Origin of the sequence: Streptomyces sp. VRA16 Mangrove soil (assembly GCF_017377775.1) — a bacterium.
Lineage (GTDB): Bacteria > Actinomycetota > Actinomycetes > Streptomycetales > Streptomycetaceae > Streptomyces.
This window is the reverse complement of sequence record NZ_JAFVLN010000018.1, coordinates 1-17,443: the sequence shown is the minus strand read 5'-3', so window position 1 is coordinate 17,443 and position 17,443 is coordinate 1. Positions and strand designations below refer to the sequence as shown.

Below are 17,443 nucleotides of genomic sequence, written 5' to 3'. Positions count from 1 at the left end.
CTGCTGGCGGCACACAGCCGGAAGGGGCCTCCACGCGTGCGTGGAGGCCCCTTCCGGTGTCTGTCCTGCCGGGCTACGGCTTGAGGACCAGGGTGTCCGAGGTGCTGTCGTCGACGGCCTTCTCACTGAAGTGCCACGGCAGCAGCTCGCCCTTGACCCACTTGTCCGTCTGGTCCGTGTAGTGCGCGCTGAAGGTGTGGCCCGAGGCGCCGGTCAGGTTGATCCACTGGGACTTGTCCAGGTCGGCCAGGTTCACCACCATCCGCATCGACGGCACCCAGTCGACGCCGTAGCCGCCCGCCGCGTTCCAGCCGGTCGCGTCGACCGCGGCCTCGCCGCCACCGAGCTTCCAGGGACCGCGGTTGAGCACGTACTGCAGCCAGCCCGGGCCCTCGGTGCCGAGGGTCTGGTTCTTCAGCTCCAGCTTGTGCAGGCGGCCCCAGCTCCAGGTGTCGATGTCCTTGCCGAGCTTGGCCGTCAGGTCCCAGCGGGCGTCGCCCAGGGCCCGCGCGAACAGCTCGTCACGGTTGTGCGTGGCCTTGTCCGTACGGGACTTGGGGGCCTTCCACCAGTCGCTGTTCTCGTTCTTGAGGATGTTGCGCACGACCTGGAACCAGCGGTCGCCGCCGTCCGGCTGCGCCGAGTCGGTGTCCCGCTCGCCGCACTCGCGGACCTTGCGGTCCTCGTCGGCCGGGCCCGTGTTGTCGACCGGGTCGACCGTCAGGCACTGGCCCTCGACGCGCAGTTCCTTGGGCAGCTTGTTGCCGAAGGCGAGCTTCAGGATGTTGCGCCAGACCGAGTTGAAGTACGCGGCCGCGGCCGAGTCCGGGTTCTGGGTGTAGTCCCAGTTCTCCAGGAGCTGCTGCGCATCGCGGACGTCCGGGTCGTCGACGTCGATCTTCAGCAGGTAGGGCACGAGCAGCTTGGCGATCTCGCTGCTGTTGTCCATCTGCATGGTGCGCATGTCATCGGTGGAGATCTTGCCGCCGTCCTTGATCTTCGACTCGATCAGGTCGGTGATGCGCTGGCTGCGGGTGCCGTAGCCCCAGTCCGTGGTGAGCGTGTACGGGTAGTCCTTGCCCACGACGGCCTGGTTGGCGGTCACGATGTAGCCCCGCTTGGGGTTGTACTCGTGGGGCAGCTCTTCCGGCTGGATGTAACCGGTCCACTTGTACTTCGAGTCCCAGCCGGGCGAGGGCAGCGAGCCGTCGCCCTCGCCGCGGACCGGGATGCGGCCGGGCAGCGTGTAGCCGATGTTGCCCTCGGTGTCGGCGTACACGAGGTTCTGCGAGGGCACCTGGAAGCCCTTGGCGGCCTCGCGGAACTCGGTCCAGTCCTTCGCCTTGTCGATCTCGAAGACGGCGTCCATGGTGGTGCCGGGCTGCAGCGCGGTCCAGCGCAGCGCGATGCCGTAGCCGTCGCCGCGGTCGGGCGCCGCGGTGCCGACGGACGCCTTCTTGCCGACCTTCACGAGCTCGTCGTCACGGTCGGACAGCAGCGGGCCGTTGTTCGTCTCGCGGACCGTGATGGTCTTGGAGTCGCCGCCGGCGACCTTGATGGTCTCCTTGCGGGTCGTGAACGGCACCGTCTTGTCGTCGTACAGGTAGCCGTCGCCGCTGAACTTCTCCAGGTAGAGGTCCGTGACGTCGACGCCCGAGTTGGTCAGGCCCCAGGACATGTTCTGGTTGTGGCCGATGACCACGCCCGGCATGCCGGCGAACGTGTAACCCGTCACGTCGTACTGGCACTTGCTGGACACGGTCGTGCAGTGCAGGCCCATCTGGTACCAGACGGACGGCAGTTGCGGCGCCAGGTGCGGGTCGTTGGCGAGCAGCGGCTTGCCGCTGACGGTGTGGCTGCCGCCGACGACCCAGGAGTTCGACCCGATGCCGTTGCCGTTCGGTCCCAGGCCCGCGGAGTCGGGGATCTGGTCCAGGACGTCGGAGAGGCCGCCGAGCTGGCTCTGGAGGCTGCTGGGGGCCTCGACGCCGTCCGTGAGACCGGTACCCGCCGCCCCGCTCGTGGACGACTGCGTGGCGGTGCCGGAGGCGCTCTGCTCGTACCTCTTGGTGGCGCTGTTGTAGGCGCCCTCCTGGACGATCGTCTTGTTCCGGCTGTACGGGTACTCGGGGTAGAGCTCGGCGATCTGCTTCGGGCCGAGGCGGCTCGTCATCAGGGAGCGGTCGATCTCGTCCTGCATGTTGCCGCGCAGGTCCCAGGCCATCGCCTTCAGCCAGGCCACCGAGTCGACCGGCGTCCACTGCTGCGGCTTGTAGTCGTTCTCGAAGCCGAGTGCCACGTACTCGGCCGAGATCTCCTTGCCGCTCTTGCCCGCCAGGTAGGCGTTGACTCCCTTGGAGTACGCCTGGAGGTACTTCTTCGTCTCCGGCGAGAGCTTGGAGTCGTACTCCTCCTTCGCCACCCGGTGCCAGCCGAGCGTGCGCAGGAACTCATCGGTCTTGACCTGGCTCTTGCCGAACATCTCGGAGAGCCGCCCGGAGGTCGTATGGCGGCGCACGTCCATCTCGTAGAACCGGTCCTGCGCCTGCACGAAGCCCTGCGCCATGAACAGGTCCTCGTCCGAGGCGGCGTAGATCTGCGGGACGCCGTAGCCGTCCCGCTTGACCTGGACCGGGCCGTCGAGACCGTCGAGCTGGATCGAGCCCGTGGTCTGCGGCAAGGAGGCGCGGACGCTGTCGACGCTCCAGTACGCGCCGTATCCGATGCCCGCGATGACGGCCAACACCAGGACGATCACGATCAGTCGGGCTCGGCGCCCCTTCTTCTTGCCGGGCTTGGGGCCGGCAGAGGCGTTCGTAGTGGAGGGCATCGCGATCCTTGCTGTCCTTCGCAGACGACTTGGGCGGGCCCGCAGGGCCCTCGTACAAGGGTGGTGGTGGGCGACGGGCGGGCGGGCGAGAGCAACCATACGAGCAGTGCGGTGCGGGCTCGGACGCGGAGTCAGGAAGGAGGGGCCGGCGGGTGGCCGCAGGGACGCCCTTCGCGTCAAGAAAGCGTCAAAGATTAGGTAAGGTAACGAAGTAACTCCCTCACGCTCCCCCCACGTCGACCGTGCGAAGACTCCTCGCGGAAGGAACGGCCCCTGACTGTCCACCACCTCAACCAGCTTCTGCTCGTCAGCGCGCTTGTGCTGCTCATCGCGGTTGCCGCGGTGCGCGTCTCCTCGCGCAGCGGGCTGCCCAGCCTCCTGCTGTACCTCGGCATCGGTATCGCCATGGGCCAGGACGGCATCGGCAATGTCTCCTTCAGCAACGCCGAGTTGACCCAGGTCATCGGATACGCGGCACTTGTCGTGATTCTGGCCGAGGGCGGCCTGGGCACGAAGTGGAAGGAGATCAGACCCGCGCTCCCGGCAGCCGCCGCGCTGTCGCTCGTAGGGGTCGCGGTGAGTGTGGGTGTGACGGCGGCGGGCGCGCACTATCTGGTGGGCCTGGACTGGCGGCCGTCCCTGATCATCGGCGCGGTGGTGTCCTCCACGGACGCCGCGGCCGTCTTCTCGGTGCTGCGCAAGGTGCCGCTGCCCGCGCGCGTGACGGGCGTCCTGGAGGCCGAGTCCGGCTTCAACGACGCCCCTGTCGTCATCCTCGTCGTCGCGTTCTCCGCCTCCGGCCCGGTGGAGCACTGGTACGTGCTCATCGGCGAGATCGCCCTGGAGCTCGCGATCGGTGCCGCCATCGGTCTCGCGGTCGGGTGGCTCGGCTCCTACGGGCTGCGGCACGTCGCGCTGCCCGCCTCCGGCCTCTACCCGATCGCCGTGATGGCCATCGCCACCGTCGCCTACGCCGCGGGCGCCATGGCCCACGGCAGTGGCTTCCTGGCCGTGTATCTGGCCGCCATGGTGATGGGCAACGCCAAGCTGCCGCACTGGCCGGCCACGCGCGGGTTCGCCGAAGGGCTCGGCTGGATCGCGCAGATCGGCATGTTCGTGCTGCTCGGCCTGCTGGTCACCCCGCACGCGCTGGCCGACGACATCGTGCCCGCGCTCATCATCGGGCTCGTGCTGACCATGGTCGCCCGACCCCTGGAGGTCTTCGTCAGCCTGCTGCCGTTCCGGATGCGATGGCAGGAGGAGGTCCTCATGTCATGGGCCGGCCTGCGCGGCGCGGTGCCCATCATCCTGGCGACGATCCCGATGGTGACCGGCGTCGCGGACAGTCAGCGGATCTTCAACATCGTCTTCGTCCTGGTCGTCGTCTACACCCTGATCCAGGGGCCCACGCTGCCCTGGCTGGCCAGGAAACTGGAGTTGGGCGACTCCTCGGAGGCCGCCGACCTCGGCATCGAATCGGCGCCCCTGGAGCGGCTGCGCGGCCACCTGCTGTCCGTCGCCATCCCGAAGGGGTCGCGCATGCACGGCGTGGAGGTCGGGGAGTTGCGGCTGCCCAAGGGCGCCTCCGTCACGCTCGTCGTGCGCGACGGGCAGTCCTTCGTGCCGGGCCCGACGACCGTGCTGCGGCGCGGCGACGAACTGCTCGTGGTCGCCACGGATCCGGTGCGGGACGCCGCCGAGGCCCGGCTGCGGGCCGTCGCACACGGCGGCAAGCTCGCCGGCTGGCTGGGCACGGGCACGGAAACCGCCCGTTAACATGGTCTGTCAGACCCACTAGAACCACGTTTCACCGACTCTGCCTGAAGTAGAGCCGGCGCGACCGCAAAGCGGCCGCGGTCCCCTTGCAGCACCGTCCTGCTTGGCCCAGGGCCTCTCCTGGCGCGGACCGTAGGTATCACTCGGTTCCCGGCGCATGAGGACGGCTCTCGGTGCTCCCCTCCCCGACCGGGCGGCGGGCACTACCAGGCGGCAGAAAGGCGAGGGCCGTGCCACAGAAGGCCACGGTCACCGGATCCGACCAGGGGCGAGCCAAGCGCCCCGGCTACGGACAGCTGCTGCGCACCCGCGGAGCCTGGACGTTCCTGCTGCCCGGCTTCGCCGCGCGCCAGCCGTTCGCGATGCTGACCATCTCGATCGTGCTGCTCGTACAGCACACCACCGGCTCCTACGGCACCGCGGGCGCCGTCTCCGCGGCGACCGGTGTCTCCATGGCGCTCTTCGCGCCCTACAGCGGCAAGCTGGCCGACCGCTTCGGGCAGCGGGCCGTACTGGTGCCCGGTGTCCTGGTGCACTCGGCCGCCGGACTCACCCTGACCGTGCTGGCCCTGTCCGGGGCGCCGACCTGGACCCTGTTCCTGGCCGCCGTGCCCACCGGTGCCTCCACCCCGCAGATCGGCCCCATGGTGCGGGCCCGCTGGGGCATGAAGCTCCAGGGCTCGCCCCTGCTGCAGACCGCGGCGGCCTTCGAGTCGGTCACGGACGAGTTCACGTTCGTGCTCGGCCCGCTGTTCGCCACCGCGCTGTGCACCGGCATCAACCCGGCCGCGGGACTCGTCACCGAAGCCGCGCTGACCCTGGTCGGCGGTCTGCTGTTCGCCGCCCAGAAGCGCACCCAGCCCCCGGTGGGCAGCGCTGAGGAGCACGCGCGCGTGGAGCACTCCTCCGCGCTGCGGGTGCCCGGCGTGCGCGTCCTGATCGTCACGTTCCTGGGCATCGGCGCCGTCTTCGGCGGCATGCAGGTCTCGCTCGCCGCCTACTCCGAGGCGATCGGACAGCCCGGTCTGAACGGCGTCCTGTACGGGATCTTCGCCGCGGGCAACATGCTGTCCGGCCTGGTCTGCGGCGCCGTCGCCTGGAAGATCTCCCCGCAGCGGCGCCTCCTGACCGGCTACACGGCGCTCGCCGTCACCGCGTCAGGGCTGTGGGCCGCGCAGTCCGTCGTGGTGCTCGCCGGGCTCGGCCTGCTGGTCGGCGTCTGCATCGCGCCGTCCCTGATCACCGGCTACACGCTGGTCGAGAAGATCGTGCCCGCGACCTCCCGCACGGAGGCCTTCACCTGGCTCACCGGCGCCGTCGCGCTCGGTCAGGCGGCCGCCGTGACAGTGGCCGGACAGCTGGAGGACCGCTTCTGGGACGGGGCCGGATTCCTGGTCCCCATGGGGGGCACCGTGCTCGCCCTGGTGGTCATGTTCCTGCTGCGCTCGCGGCTCGTACCGCCGTCCGCGGGCCGGACCGTGGCACGTGGTGTCGGTCACCGAGTGCCGGTGGCAGTGGACTGATCCCGTGGAATAGGCCACTATGGAGCGTCGTTAGCACTCATTGAGTGAGAGTGCCAGGAGGAAGACACAGTGCCGACTTACCAGTACCAGTGCACCGAGTGCGGCGAGGGCCTCGAGGCGGTGCAGAAGTTCACCGATGACGCTCTGACCGAGTGCCCGAACTGCGGTGGCCGCCTGAAGAAGGTGTTCTCGGCCGTCGGCATCGTGTTCAAGGGCTCCGGCTTCTATCGCAACGACAGCCGCGGCTCGTCGTCGAGCAGCAGCCCGGCGTCGCCGGCCAAGTCGTCCTCCGACACGAAGTCGACCTCTTCGTCGTCCTCCGACACGAAGTCGTCCTCGTCTTCCTCGTCCTCGACGGCCTCGTCGAGCTCTTCGAGCTCGTCCTCCGCCGCCTAGGACCTCGCACGTCTTACGAGACCCTGTCGTCCCTCGACGACAGGGTCTCGGGCGTCTTTCGCGCCGGTCCGCTTGGCTAGTGTGCTGGCCATGGCGACCAACGCGAACACAAGTGCCAGCGCCGAGATCGGCGTGATCGGCGGCTCCGGCTTCTACTCCTTCCTGGACGACGTCACCGAGATCCAGGTGGACACTCCCTACGGTCCGCCGAGCGACTCCCTGTTCCTCGGCGAGGTGGCCGGGCGCCGCGTCGCCTTCCTGCCCCGGCACGGGCGCGGCCACCATCTGCCGCCGCATCGCATCAACTACCGCGCCAATCTGTGGGCGCTGCGCTCGGTGGGCGTGCGCCAGGTGCTCGGCCCGTGCGCGGTGGGCGGCCTGCGGCCCGAGTACGGACCGGGGACGCTGCTGGTGCCGGACCAGTTCGTGGACCGCACGAAGTCCCGCGTGCAGACCTACTTCGACGGGCACCCGCTGCCGGACGGCACCGTCCCGAACGTCGTGCACGTCTCGCCCGCCGACCCGTACTGCCCCGCCGGCCGCAAGGCCGCGGTGAAGGCGGCGCGCGGCAAGGGCTGGGAGCCGGTGGACGGCGGCACGCTCGTCGTGGTCGAGGGGCCGCGCTTCTCGACGCGCGCCGAGTCCCGGTGGCACGCCTCCATGGGCTGGTCCGTGGTGGGCATGACCGGGCACCCCGAGGCGATGCTCGCCCGCGAACTGGAGCTCTGCTACACGTCGTTGACCCTCGTCACGGATCTCGACGCGGGCGCCGAGACCGGCGAGGGCGTCTCGCACGACGAGGTCCTCAAGGTGTTCGCGCAGAACGTGGACCGGCTGCGGACCGTGCTGTTCGACGCGGTGGCGGGACTGCCGGCCACCGGCGAGCGGGACTGTCCGTGCGCCGGGGCGCTCGGGGGGATGGACCCGGGGATCCGGCTGCCGTGATCGCTGTTCGGGGTGGGGGCTGAGGTGTGTGGTCTGTGGTCTGTGGTCTGTGATCTGCCGACTGCGGTCTGCGGTCTCTGATCTGTGATCTGCCGACCGCGGTCTGCGGTCTGCGGTCTGCAGTCTGCGGTCTGCGGTCTGCGGTCTGCAGTCTGCAGTCTGCGGTCTGCAGTCTGCGGTCTGCAGTCTGCAGTCTGCAGTCTGCGGTCTGCGGTCTGCGGTCTGCGGCATGAGGTTGCCGGGACTGAGGCCGGGGCCGAGATCGAGGCCCGGATCGGGGCCGGGATCGAGGCCCGGATCAAGGCCGGGATCAAGGCCAGGGGTGCGGGACTCCCGGTTCGGGTGAGGGAGTTGTCCACAACCGGTGGGTAGTGCACGGCGGTCAGCGGGATCGCGGACGGTGGCGGAGGGTGGTCGGCGAGACGGGCGCGGTGCCCGGCTCGGCCCCCTCGGGCCCCCTGCGATCACTTGGCGGTGACGACCGTGTCCGCTCCTCCTGCCCCGTACCGGTTCAGCACTCCCCCGACGTCCGAGATCCCCTCCTTCCTGCCCGTGCGGGTGCGCGGTGGACGGTGGCGGTCCGGCGCCGCCCGGCGCCGGCACCGGCCCGCCGTCGCCGCCGGGCTCATCCTGACCGCGGCGGCGCTGGTGGCCGCGGTGCCGTCGCCCGGTACGCGGCCGTCCGGGGTGGGCGGCGGCGGGCACGAGCGGGCCCAGGCGCCGCCGGGCGAGCGGCTGCGTGCACCCCTGGTGTCGGCGCCGGTACGGATCGCGGACGCGGAGGCGGTGCGGCTGCTCAGGCCAGGGGACCGGGTCGATGTGGTGGCGGCCCGGGCGGACGGCGGGCCGGGGGTGCGCACGCTGGCGTCCGGGGTGCGGGTGGTGTCCGTGCCGAGGAGCGCCGCGCTCTCCGCCGATGTGGGCGAAACCCCTGCCGGGGGTGGGGCGTTGGTGGTGCTGAGGACCGAGCGCGCGACGGCCGCACGCCTCGCCGGTGCGGGCGTCACCTCTCGACTGGCGGTGGTCCTGTGGTGACCTGCGTCTCGTCAAGTCCCCCGTTCGTGTTACCTAAATGGGCGAGTCTGCACCGAACTGTCGTAGGTTGCGAAGTCGTTTGCACCGCAACCTGCACATGTGAAGAGAGGCTCCCTGGTGAGCGAGAAGAAGGAACCGGGCGTACTGGCAGGCTTCAAGGCCTTCCTCATGCGTGGCAACGTCGTCGACCTGGCCGTCGCGGTGGTCATCGGTGCCGCGTTCACGAACGTGGTGAACTCGGTGGTCAAGGGCGTGATCAACCCGCTGGTGGGGGCGCTCGGCACCAAGGACCTGGACGGCTACAGCTCCTGCCTCAAGGGCCCGTGCGAGACGAACGACGCGGGCGACGTCATCAGCGGTGTGCCGATCATGTGGGGCTCGGTCCTCAGCGCGATCCTCAGCTTCGTGATCACGGCCGCCGTCGTCTACTTCCTGATGGTGCTGCCGATGGCGAAGTACCTCTCCCGGAGGAAGACGGCCGAGGAGGAGCTGGTCGAGGCGGAGGCCGCGGAGGTCGCGCTGCTGCGCGAGATCCGCGACGCGCTCGTCTCGCAGCGGGGCTCGGGGCACAGCACCCCGTAGCGGATCAGATGTGGTGGGGCGGCTTCTCGTCGAGGAAGCGGGCCAGGTCGGCGGCGCTGTTGTCGGCCGCTGCCGGCCGATCGCCCCACCCGTGGTCCGAGTCGTCCGCGGACTGGGCCGTCAGCGGGTCGTCGAAGATCAGCGCGGCCTTCGGGTCGCGCGGCTCGGGGGCGGGGTCCTTGGCGGTGCTCATGGATCCAGGGTACGTCGCGGGGGCGGGCCCTGGACCGGGCCGCGGCTCAGACCGCCGTGAGGCCGTGGGCCTCGAAGATCGACTTGGCGGTGGCGACCTGCTCGGGGGTGGGCGAGGGCGTGTCGTGCAGCGTGAAGTTCTTGCCGAGCGCCTCCCACTTCGCCTCGCCGAGCTTGTGGAAGGGCAGCACGTCGACCCGGGAGACGTTGCCGAGGGAGCCCGCGAAGGCGGCGACGCCCTCGATGTTGGCGGGGTCGTCGGTGAGGCCGGGGACGAGCACGAAGCGCACCCAGACGTTCTTGCCGAGGTCGGCGAGCCGGTGCGCGAAGTCCAGGGTGGGGCGCAGGGGCCGCCCGGTGACCTTCTTGTAGGTGTCGCGGTCCCAGGACTTGATGTCGAGCAGGACCAGGTCCACGTCGCGCAGCAGGGCGTCGGTGGCGCGCACCCCGAGGAAGCCCGAGGTATCCAGGGCGGTGTGCAGGCCCAGCTCGTTCTTGAAGCGGTGCAGCAGCTCACCGGCGAAGACGGGCTGGAGCAGGGGCTCGCCGCCGCTGATCGTGGCGCCGCCGCCCGCCGCCTCGATGAAGCGGGTGTACTTGGCGGCCTCCGCGACGATGGCGTCGGCCGAGGTGCGCTTGCCGTTGCGCATCCGCCAGGTGTCGGGGTTGTGGCAGTACAGGCAGGTCAGCGGGCAGCCGGAGAGGAACGTCACGAAGCGTGTGCCCGGTCCGTCGACGCCGGTCGACAGGTCCCAGGAGTGCACCGAGCCCTCGGTGGGGCGGTGCGTCGCGGCGGCGGCCGGGGTGGCGGCGTCGTTCGCGGCCAGGTTCTGGGTGAGCAGCACGGTCATGGCAGGGCTCCTCGACGTCCGAGGTGGGGGTGGGGTGTTCGCGGTGCCCGGGGCCGGGGTGAGGGCCCGGCCCCGGGGCCGCGGTTCGGATGCGGCTCAGAGGGAGCCGTGGAAGGTGCGGTTGATGACGTCCAGCTGCTGCTCGCGCGTCAGACGGACGAAGTTCACCGCGTAGCCGGAGACCCGGATGGTCAACTGCGGGTAGTTCTCCGGGTGTTCCATGGCGTCCTCGAGGGTCGCCTTGTTGAGGACGTTGACGTTCATGTGGAAGCCGTCGCTGGCCATGAACCCGTCGAGCACACCGGAGAGGTTGCCGATCCGCTCCTCGGGGGTGCGGCCCAGGGCGTCCGGGGTGATCGTGTTGGTCAGCGAGATGCCGTCCTCGGCGTCGTCGTAGGGCAGCTTCGCGACCGACAGCGCGGAGGCGATGTAGCCGTGCTCGTCGCGCCCGTTCATCGGGTTGGCACCGGGGGCGAACGGGGTGCCGGCGCGGCGCCCGTCCGGGGTGTTGCCGGTCTTCTTGCCGTAGACGACGTTCGAGGTGATCGTCAGCACCGACTGGGTGTGGACCGCGTCGCGGTACGTCGGGTGCTTGCGGACCTTCTCCATGAAGCCGTGCACGATCGACTTGGCGATCCGGTCGGCGCGGTCGTCGTTGTTGCCGTAGGCCGGGTAGTCGCCCTCGATCTCGTAGTCGACGGCGAGTCCGGTCTCGTCACGGATCACCTTGACCTTCGCGTGCTTGATGGCCGAGAGGGAGTCGGCGGCCACCGACAGACCCGCGATGCCGCAGGCCATGGTGCGCAGGATCTCCTGGTCGTGCAGGGCCATCTCGATGCGCTCGTAGGCGTACTTGTCGTGCATGTAGTGGATGACGTTGAGCGCGTGCACGTACGTCTTCGCCAGCCAGTCGAGCATCGCGTCGTAGCGTGCGGCGACGGTCTCGTAGTCCAGGTACTCGCCCTCGATGGGCTCGAAGCCCTCGACGACCTGCTTGCCGGACTTCTCGTCGCGGCCGCCGTTGATCGCGTAGAGGAGCGCCTTGGCGACGTTCACGCGGGCGCCGAAGAACTGCATCTGCTTGCCGACGGCCATCGCGGAGACGCAGCAGGCGATGGCGGTGTCGTCGCCGTACTTGGGGCGCATCAGCTCGTCGGACTCGAACTGGATGGCCGAGGTGTCGATGGCGACCTGGGAGGCGAAGTCCTTGAAGCCGCGCGGCAGTTCACGCGACCAGAAGACCGTCAGGTTCGGCTCGGGGGCCGGGCCGAGGTTGTAGAGGGTCTGCAGGGCGCGGAAGGTGGTGCGCGAGACGAGCGGGCGGCCGTCCTCGCCGATGCCGGCCATCGACCAGGTCACCCAGGTCGGGTCGCCGGAGTAGAGGTCGTTGTACTCGGGGGTGCGCAGGAAGCGGACGATGCGGAGCTTGATGACGAAGTCGTCGATGAACTCCTGGGCCTGCTCCTCGGTGATGAGGCCGGCCTCGATGTCGCGCTGCAGGTAGATGTCGAGGAAGTTGTCGATGCGGCCGATCGACATGGCCGCGCCGTTCTGCTCCTTCACGGCGGCGAGGTAGGCGAAGTAGAGCCACTGCACGGCCTCGCGGCCGGTGCGGGCCGGGCCGGAGATGTCGTAGCCGTACGACAGGGCCATGGCCTTCAGCTCGTTCAGCGCCTTGATCTGCTCGGAGATCTCCTCGCGGTCGCGGATCACGTGCTCGGAGGGCCACTCGGCGCCGGCCCTGTCCTTGTCGGCCTGCTTGGCGGCGATGAGGTGGTCGACGCCGTAGAGGGCGACGCGGCGGTAGTCGCCGATGATCCGGCCGCGGCCGTAGGCGTCGGGCAGACCGGTGATGATGCCGGAGGAGCGGCAGGCGCGGATCTCGGGGGTGTACGCGTCGAAGACGCCCTCGTTGTGGGTCTTGCGGAGGTGGGTGTAGATCTCCCTGACCTCGGGGTCGGCCTCGTAGCCGTAGGCGTTGAGGGCGCCCTCGACCATGCGCCAGCCGCCGTTCGGCATGATCGCGCGCTTCAGCGGGGCGTCGGTCTGCAGGCCGACGATGAGGTCCTTGTGGTCCTTGGCGTCGCCGTCGATGTAGCCGGGCCGGAAGGCGTCGATGCGCGACGGCGTCTTGGCGTCCACGTCGTAGATGCCGCGCTCGATCTCCGTGGGGAACATGCCGAGGAGCCGGTCCCACATGGCCGTCGTGCGCTCGGTCGGTCCCGCGAGGAAGGAGCCGTCGCCCTCGTAGGGGGTGTAGTTCTGCTGGACGAAGTCACGGACGTCGATGGCGTCGCGCCACAGGCCCCCCTTGAAGCCCTCCCAGGCCTCGCCGTGCGTCGTCTTCTCTGCGGGAGTGGCAGTCATCTGCGGCACCTTCCCCATCTGTTCGACCGGTTCGTTGCTACGTATTCATTGGACTCCCGCCGGGCCGGTCCGGGGGGCCGCAATGGTCCTGAATTCGGGACCATTGGGCCTTATCGCGGACCGGCATCGACGGGTATCACCACCCTGACCTGGGATTTCCTCCGGGACTTTCGACCTAAGTTCGCTTGTGAACGCATTCACAAGAAATTCGTCGATTTTCCGTGTTACAGGTCGCGAGGGGCGGGGGTGCCTCGTGGGGAGGCACTACGGGAATCAGCTCGGGGACTCGGCGCCCTTGCGGGCGTAGAACCACCAGCAGACGACGATGCACGTGGCGTAGAAGCCGACGAACGTCCACAGGGCGCTGGTCACCGCGAAGTTGGCGAACATCGCCGGGATGAAGAAGAAGCCGTAGGCGGCGATCGCGGCGGTGAAACCGGTGACGGCGCCGGACTCGATCTCGGCCTGCTTGAGCGCCTTCGTGTACTCGGGGGTGCCCTCGGTCAGGCCCTTCAGGTGCTGGTTGCGGAAGATCACCGGGATCTGGCGGAACGTGGAGCCGTTGCCGATGCCGCTGAACAGGAAGGCCGCGTAGAAGCAGAGGAGGAAGCCGGCGAAGGAGCCGCCCTGACCGCCCGTGGGCATGAAGTTGATGACGCCGATGATCGAGGCGGCCATGCCGACGAACGAGACGATGGTGACGCGCGCGCCGCCCCACTTGTCGCCGAGCCAGCCGCCGCCCCAGCGGGCGAGGGCGCCGATGGCCGGGCCGATCCAGGCGTAGGTGGCGGCCGTGTAGGACGCGTCGATCGGGGTCCAGGTGGTCTTGATCAGCATCGGCAGGGCGGACGCGAAGCCGATGAAGGAGCCGAAGGTGCCGACGTAGAGCCAGGTCATCAGCCAGTTGTGCTTGCGCTTGAAGATGACCTTCTGCTGGCTGAACGGGGTGGAGGCGACCTTCAGGTCGTTCTGGCCGAACCAGGCGATGACGGCGAGGACCACCAGGACGGGCACCCAGAGGAACGCGGCGTTCTGCAGCCACACCGAGGAGCCGTCGGCCTTGACCTGGGCGGAGCCGAGGGCGAAGGCCGAGGAGGTGATGACGATCGGGGTCAGCAGCTGGACGACGGAGACGCCGAGGTTGCCGAGGCCGCCGTTGATGCCGGTCGCGTTGCCCTTCTCACGCTTGGGGTAGAAGAAGCCGATGTTCGCCAGCGACGAGGAGAAGTTGGCGCCACCGAAGCCGCACAGCGCCGCGATCGCGACGAACGTGGCGTACGAGGTGGAGGTGGACTGCACCGCGAAGCCGAGCCACAGCAGCGGGATCACCAGGACGACCGTGGACAGCGCGGTGAAGCGGCGCTGGCCGATGCGCGGGCCGAGGAAGGTGTAGAAGATCCGGGCCGTGCCGCCGGTGAGACCGGGCACGGCGGTCAGCCAGAACAGCTGCGAGGTGCTGAAGCCGAAGCCGACGTCGGCCAGGTTTGTCGCGGTGACGCTCCACACCTGCCACACCACGAAGGCGACCAGGAGGGCGGGGACGGCGATCCACAGGTTGCGGGTGGCGACCCGCTTGCCCACGGACTTCCAGAAGAGTTCGTTCTCGGGTTCCCAGTCGGAGATGGCCCGGCCGGGCCGGTACTGCTGGGGATCATAGGAACGGGTGACGTCGTCGACCGCGGCGGCGTCCCGGACAGCAGGACTCATGGCGTGTTCCCGGAGGTGAGGAGGGGTTTCCTTGCTCATCCAGACTCCCGCCGGGATAAGGGAGGCGTAAGGGGCCTTGGTCGCCGGGCGGAAGGCCTGATGGTCCTGTTCCGGGCCCGCCCGGCCGCGACGAAGGTCCCCTGCCCGGTCCGCCAGCGGAGCCTTGTGGGGCGCCTGCTACGGAGCCTCGTGCACCGCGAGGCGCACCGACGGGTCGTCGAGGCACTGCCCGGTCCGCAGGTCGAACTCCTGCTTGTGCAGGGGCGATGCGACGACGGGGGCGCCGTCGCGGGTGCCCATGATGCCGTTCGCGATGACGGCGGCGCCGGAGAACGGGTCGCGGGCGTCGACGGCGTAGACGGTGCCCTCGGCGTCCTTGAAGAGGGCGGCCTCGGTGCCGTCGGGGAGGACGGCGGGCCGGCCGCGGCCGGGCTCCAGGAAGCTCGGGTCGGCAGCTACGTGCTCGTCGAAGCGGGCCAGGGCGGCCGGGTCGGCGAGGACGGCCTGCCACTCGTCGCGGTAGGCGGCGACGTGCCGGTCCATCTGGGCCTCCCACGCGGCGCACAGGCCGAGGGAGTCGTCGATCAGGACGGCCTTGAGGTGGTCGAGGCCGCCGATCCGCTCGAACCAGGCGGCGGTGCGCTCCAGGCGCTCGGCGGTGCGCACGTAGTACATGAGGAACCGGTCGGTCAGGCGCAGCAGTTCGGGCGTGGACAGGTCGGTGGCGAGCAGATCGGCGTGGCGGGGGTTGGTGCCGCCGTTGCCGCCGACGTAGAGGTTCCAGCCGCCGGCGGTGGCGATGACGCCGATGTCCTTGCCGCGGGCCTCCGCGCACTCGCGCAGACAGCCCGAGACACCGCCCTTGATCTTGTGCGGGGTGCGCAGGCCGCGGTAGCGCAGCTCCAGGTCGATGGCGAGCCGGACGGAGTCGCCCTGCCCGAACCGGCAGAACCTGGAGCCGACACAGGACTTCACGGTCCGCAGCGACTTCCCGTACGCCTGCCCGGACTCCAGGCCGACGTCGACCAACCGGCGCCAGATGGCGGGCAGTTGTTCCTTGCGCGCGCCGAACAGATCGATGCGCTGGCCGCCGGTGATCTTCGAGTAGAGGCCGAAGTCGCGGGCGACCTCGCCGATGGCGATGAGCTGCTCGGGGGTGATCTCGCCGCCGGGGACGCGCGGGACGACGGAGTAGGTGCCGTCCTTCTGGAGGTTGCCGAGGAAGAGGTCGTTGGAGTCCTGGAGGGCGGCCTGTTCGCCCTGGAGGATGTGGGTCAGGCCGAGTTCGGGGGCGAGGGTGCCGAGGATGTTGGCGACGACCGGCTTGCAGACGGTGCAGCCGTCCGCGATGCCGTGGCTGCCGGTGCCGTGCCGGGCGAGCAGCTCGCTGAAAGAGGCGATGCGTTCGGTGCGGACGATGTCGTAGAGCTCGGCGCGGGTCTGGGCGAAGTGTTCGCACAGGCCGCGGGCGACCTCGACCCCGGAGGCGGCGAGTTCGGCGTCGAGGACGGACTGGAGGGTGCCGACGCAGCCGCCGCAGCCGGTGCCGGCCTTGGTGCAGCGCTTGATGCCGCCGATGTCGGTGAGGCCCTCGGCGGTGACGGCGGTGCGGACGGCGCCCTTGGTGACGTTGTGGCAGCTGCAGACGACGGCGTCGTCGGGGAGGGCGTCGGCGCCGAGCGCGTTCTCCTCGCCGGTGGACGACGGGAGGATGTACGCCTCGGGGGAAGCCGGGAGGGTGCGGCCGGCGTGCGGCTTGAGGGTGCCGTACGCGGCGGCGTCGCCGACCAGGATGCCGCCGAGGAGGCGGCCGTCGGGGCCGAGGACGAGCTTCTTGTAGACGCCCTCGCGGGTGTCGGAGAAGACGACCTCCATGGCCCGGCCCCGGGCGCCGTCCTCGCCCTCGTGCGCGAACGGGTCGCCGAACGAGGCGACGTCGGCGCCGAGCAGCTTCAGCTTGGTGGAGGTGTCGGCGCCGGTGAAGACGCTGGTGCCCGGCCCCGCGAGCGCGTCGGCGGCGGCCTCGGCCATCTGGTAGCCGGGCGCGACCAGTCCGTAGACGCGGCCGTCGGTGGTCTGGGCGCACTCGCCGATCGCGTAGACGTACGCGTCCGTGGTCCGGCAGTGCTCGTCGACGACGACCCCGCCGCGGTCGCCGACGGCCAGGCCCGCCTCGCGGGCGAGCCGGTCGCGGGGGCGGACGCCTGCCGAGAAGACGACGACGTCGGCGTCGAGGGTGCGGCCGTCGGTCAGGTGCAGGGCGCGCGTCGAGCCGTCGGTGTCGGTCTCGACGGCCTTGGCGCCGACGCCGGTGTGCACCGCGACGCCCATCGACTCGATGGTGGCGCGCAGCGCGGCGGAGCCGCCGTCGTCGACCTGCAGCGGCATCAGACGCGGGGCGAACTCGACGACGTGGGTGTCCAGGCCGAGGGTGCGCAGGGCGCCGGCCGCCTCCAGTCCGAGCAGGCCGCCGCCGATGACGACGCCGGTGCGGGTGTCCTCGCGGGCGGCGTACTCGGTGAGGGACTCGACGTCGTACAGGGTCCGGTAGGTGAAGCAGCCCGGGGCGTCGGCGCCGTCGATGGGCGGCACGAACGGGTACGAGCCGGTGGCCAGGACCAGGGCGTCGTAGCGGAACGTGGCGCCGGAGGTGGTGGTGACCGTGCGGGTGGCCGTGTCGATGTGCTCGGCCGGGTCGCCCAGGCGCAGGTCGATGCCGTGCTCCGCGAGGAACTCGGGGGTGGAGAGGGTGAGTTCGGACGGGTCCGTGCCGGTGAAGGCGGAGGAGAGGTGGACACGGTCGTAGGCGGGGCGGTCCTCTTCGGCGAGGACGGTGACGTGCCAGGTCTTCAGGGCGTCGCGCTCCGCGAGGAGCTGGAGGAAGTGGTGGCCGACCATGCCGTGACCTACGAGTACCAGGTGGTGTACCGGGTTGTGCGGCATGGGGCGCTCCGGGGGTGCGACGTAGGGGGCGTGTTCGACGGTAGGCCTGAACTCTTGGGGTGCTGCGCCGAATTGGGCCCCTTGGTGGGGGACCTGTGGCCCTGGTCGGGGGTGCTTTGGTCCCGGAGGCGTGAGGGGGCGTCGGGGGGCGTCGGGGGGGCACGTGGGTGGCCCGGGCCGTGGGCGGGGGCCGGCCGGAGCCCTCGCCCCGCGCCGGGGGGCCGCCTTGCCCACCCTGCCGCCCCAGGCGGCAGATTGCCCAAGGCGGCGGGGGCGGGCGGCAGATTGCCCGAGGC

At 70.1% G+C, this 17,443-nt stretch carries 12 protein-coding genes; 6 read left to right on the top strand and 6 right to left on the bottom strand.

Annotated features, from left to right (window positions below; genetic code table 11):
- Window positions 1–73: 73 nt before the first annotated feature.
- The gene (locus tag J3486_RS35230) at window positions 74–2,830 is read right to left on the bottom strand and encodes a penicillin acylase family protein (protein ID WP_207827869.1); all 2,757 of its coding nucleotides are present in this window, start codon (window positions 2,828–2,830) and stop codon (window positions 74–76) included.
- Between the two features lie 273 nt (window positions 2,831–3,103).
- Between J3486_RS35230 and J3486_RS35225 the strand changes: the two genes are divergently transcribed.
- The 6 genes from J3486_RS35225 to mscL all read left to right on the top strand — a co-directional run bounded on the left by J3486_RS35225 (window position 3,104) and on the right by mscL (window position 9,087).
- Window positions 3,104–4,606 carry a potassium/proton antiporter gene (locus tag J3486_RS35225; RefSeq protein WP_207828030.1) on the top strand — a complete coding sequence of 501 codons (1,503 nt, stop codon included), beginning with the start codon at window positions 3,104–3,106 and terminating at the stop codon, window positions 4,604–4,606.
- A gap of 230 nt (window positions 4,607–4,836) precedes the next feature.
- Window positions 4,837–6,129 carry an MFS transporter gene (locus tag J3486_RS35220; protein WP_207827868.1) on the top strand — a complete coding sequence of 431 codons (1,293 nt, stop codon included), beginning with the start codon at window positions 4,837–4,839 and terminating at the stop codon, window positions 6,127–6,129.
- A gap of 69 nt (window positions 6,130–6,198) precedes the next feature.
- The gene (locus J3486_RS35215; RefSeq protein ID WP_207827867.1) at window positions 6,199–6,525 is read left to right on the top strand and encodes an FmdB family zinc ribbon protein; all 327 of its coding nucleotides are present in this window, start codon (window positions 6,199–6,201) and stop codon (window positions 6,523–6,525) included.
- Between the two features lie 90 nt (window positions 6,526–6,615).
- Window positions 6,616–7,470 carry an S-methyl-5'-thioadenosine phosphorylase gene (locus tag J3486_RS35210; protein ID WP_207827866.1) on the top strand — a complete coding sequence of 285 codons (855 nt, stop codon included), beginning with the start codon at window positions 6,616–6,618 and terminating at the stop codon, window positions 7,468–7,470.
- Window positions 7,471–7,953: 483 nt separating this feature from the next.
- On the top strand, window positions 7,954–8,505 hold the full coding sequence (locus tag J3486_RS35205; RefSeq protein WP_229379176.1) for an RcpC/CpaB family pilus assembly protein: 552 nt from the start codon (window positions 7,954–7,956) through the stop codon (window positions 8,503–8,505).
- Window positions 8,506–8,619: 114 nt separating this feature from the next.
- Window positions 8,620–9,087, top strand: a complete 468-nt coding sequence (mscL, locus tag J3486_RS35200; protein ID WP_207828028.1) for a large conductance mechanosensitive channel protein MscL — start codon at window positions 8,620–8,622, stop codon at window positions 9,085–9,087.
- A gap of 4 nt (window positions 9,088–9,091) precedes the next feature.
- On the opposite strand, the gene J3486_RS35195 is transcribed toward mscL, so the two are convergent.
- From J3486_RS35195 to nirB, 5 genes are all read right to left on the bottom strand, one after another.
- Complete coding sequence (locus J3486_RS35195; RefSeq protein WP_207827865.1) at window positions 9,092–9,280, bottom strand: hypothetical protein; 189 nt, start codon at window positions 9,278–9,280, stop codon at window positions 9,092–9,094.
- Window positions 9,281–9,326: 46 nt separating this feature from the next.
- Complete coding sequence (gene pflA / locus J3486_RS35190) at window positions 9,327–10,130, bottom strand: pyruvate formate-lyase-activating protein (RefSeq protein WP_207827864.1); 804 nt, start codon at window positions 10,128–10,130, stop codon at window positions 9,327–9,329.
- A gap of 96 nt (window positions 10,131–10,226) precedes the next feature.
- Window positions 10,227–12,497, bottom strand: a complete 2,271-nt coding sequence (gene pflB, locus J3486_RS35185) for a formate C-acetyltransferase (protein ID WP_207827863.1) — start codon at window positions 12,495–12,497, stop codon at window positions 10,227–10,229.
- 273 nt (window positions 12,498–12,770) lie between these two features.
- Window positions 12,771–14,204: a NarK family nitrate/nitrite MFS transporter gene (locus tag J3486_RS35180; protein ID WP_229379128.1), complete on the bottom strand. Its 1,434-nt coding sequence runs from the start codon at window positions 14,202–14,204 to the stop codon at window positions 12,771–12,773.
- Between the two features lie 177 nt (window positions 14,205–14,381).
- On the bottom strand, window positions 14,382–17,147 hold the full coding sequence (nirB, locus tag J3486_RS35175) for a nitrite reductase large subunit NirB (protein ID WP_207827862.1): 2,766 nt from the start codon (window positions 17,145–17,147) through the stop codon (window positions 14,382–14,384).
- Window positions 17,148–17,443: the final 296 nt, after the last annotated feature.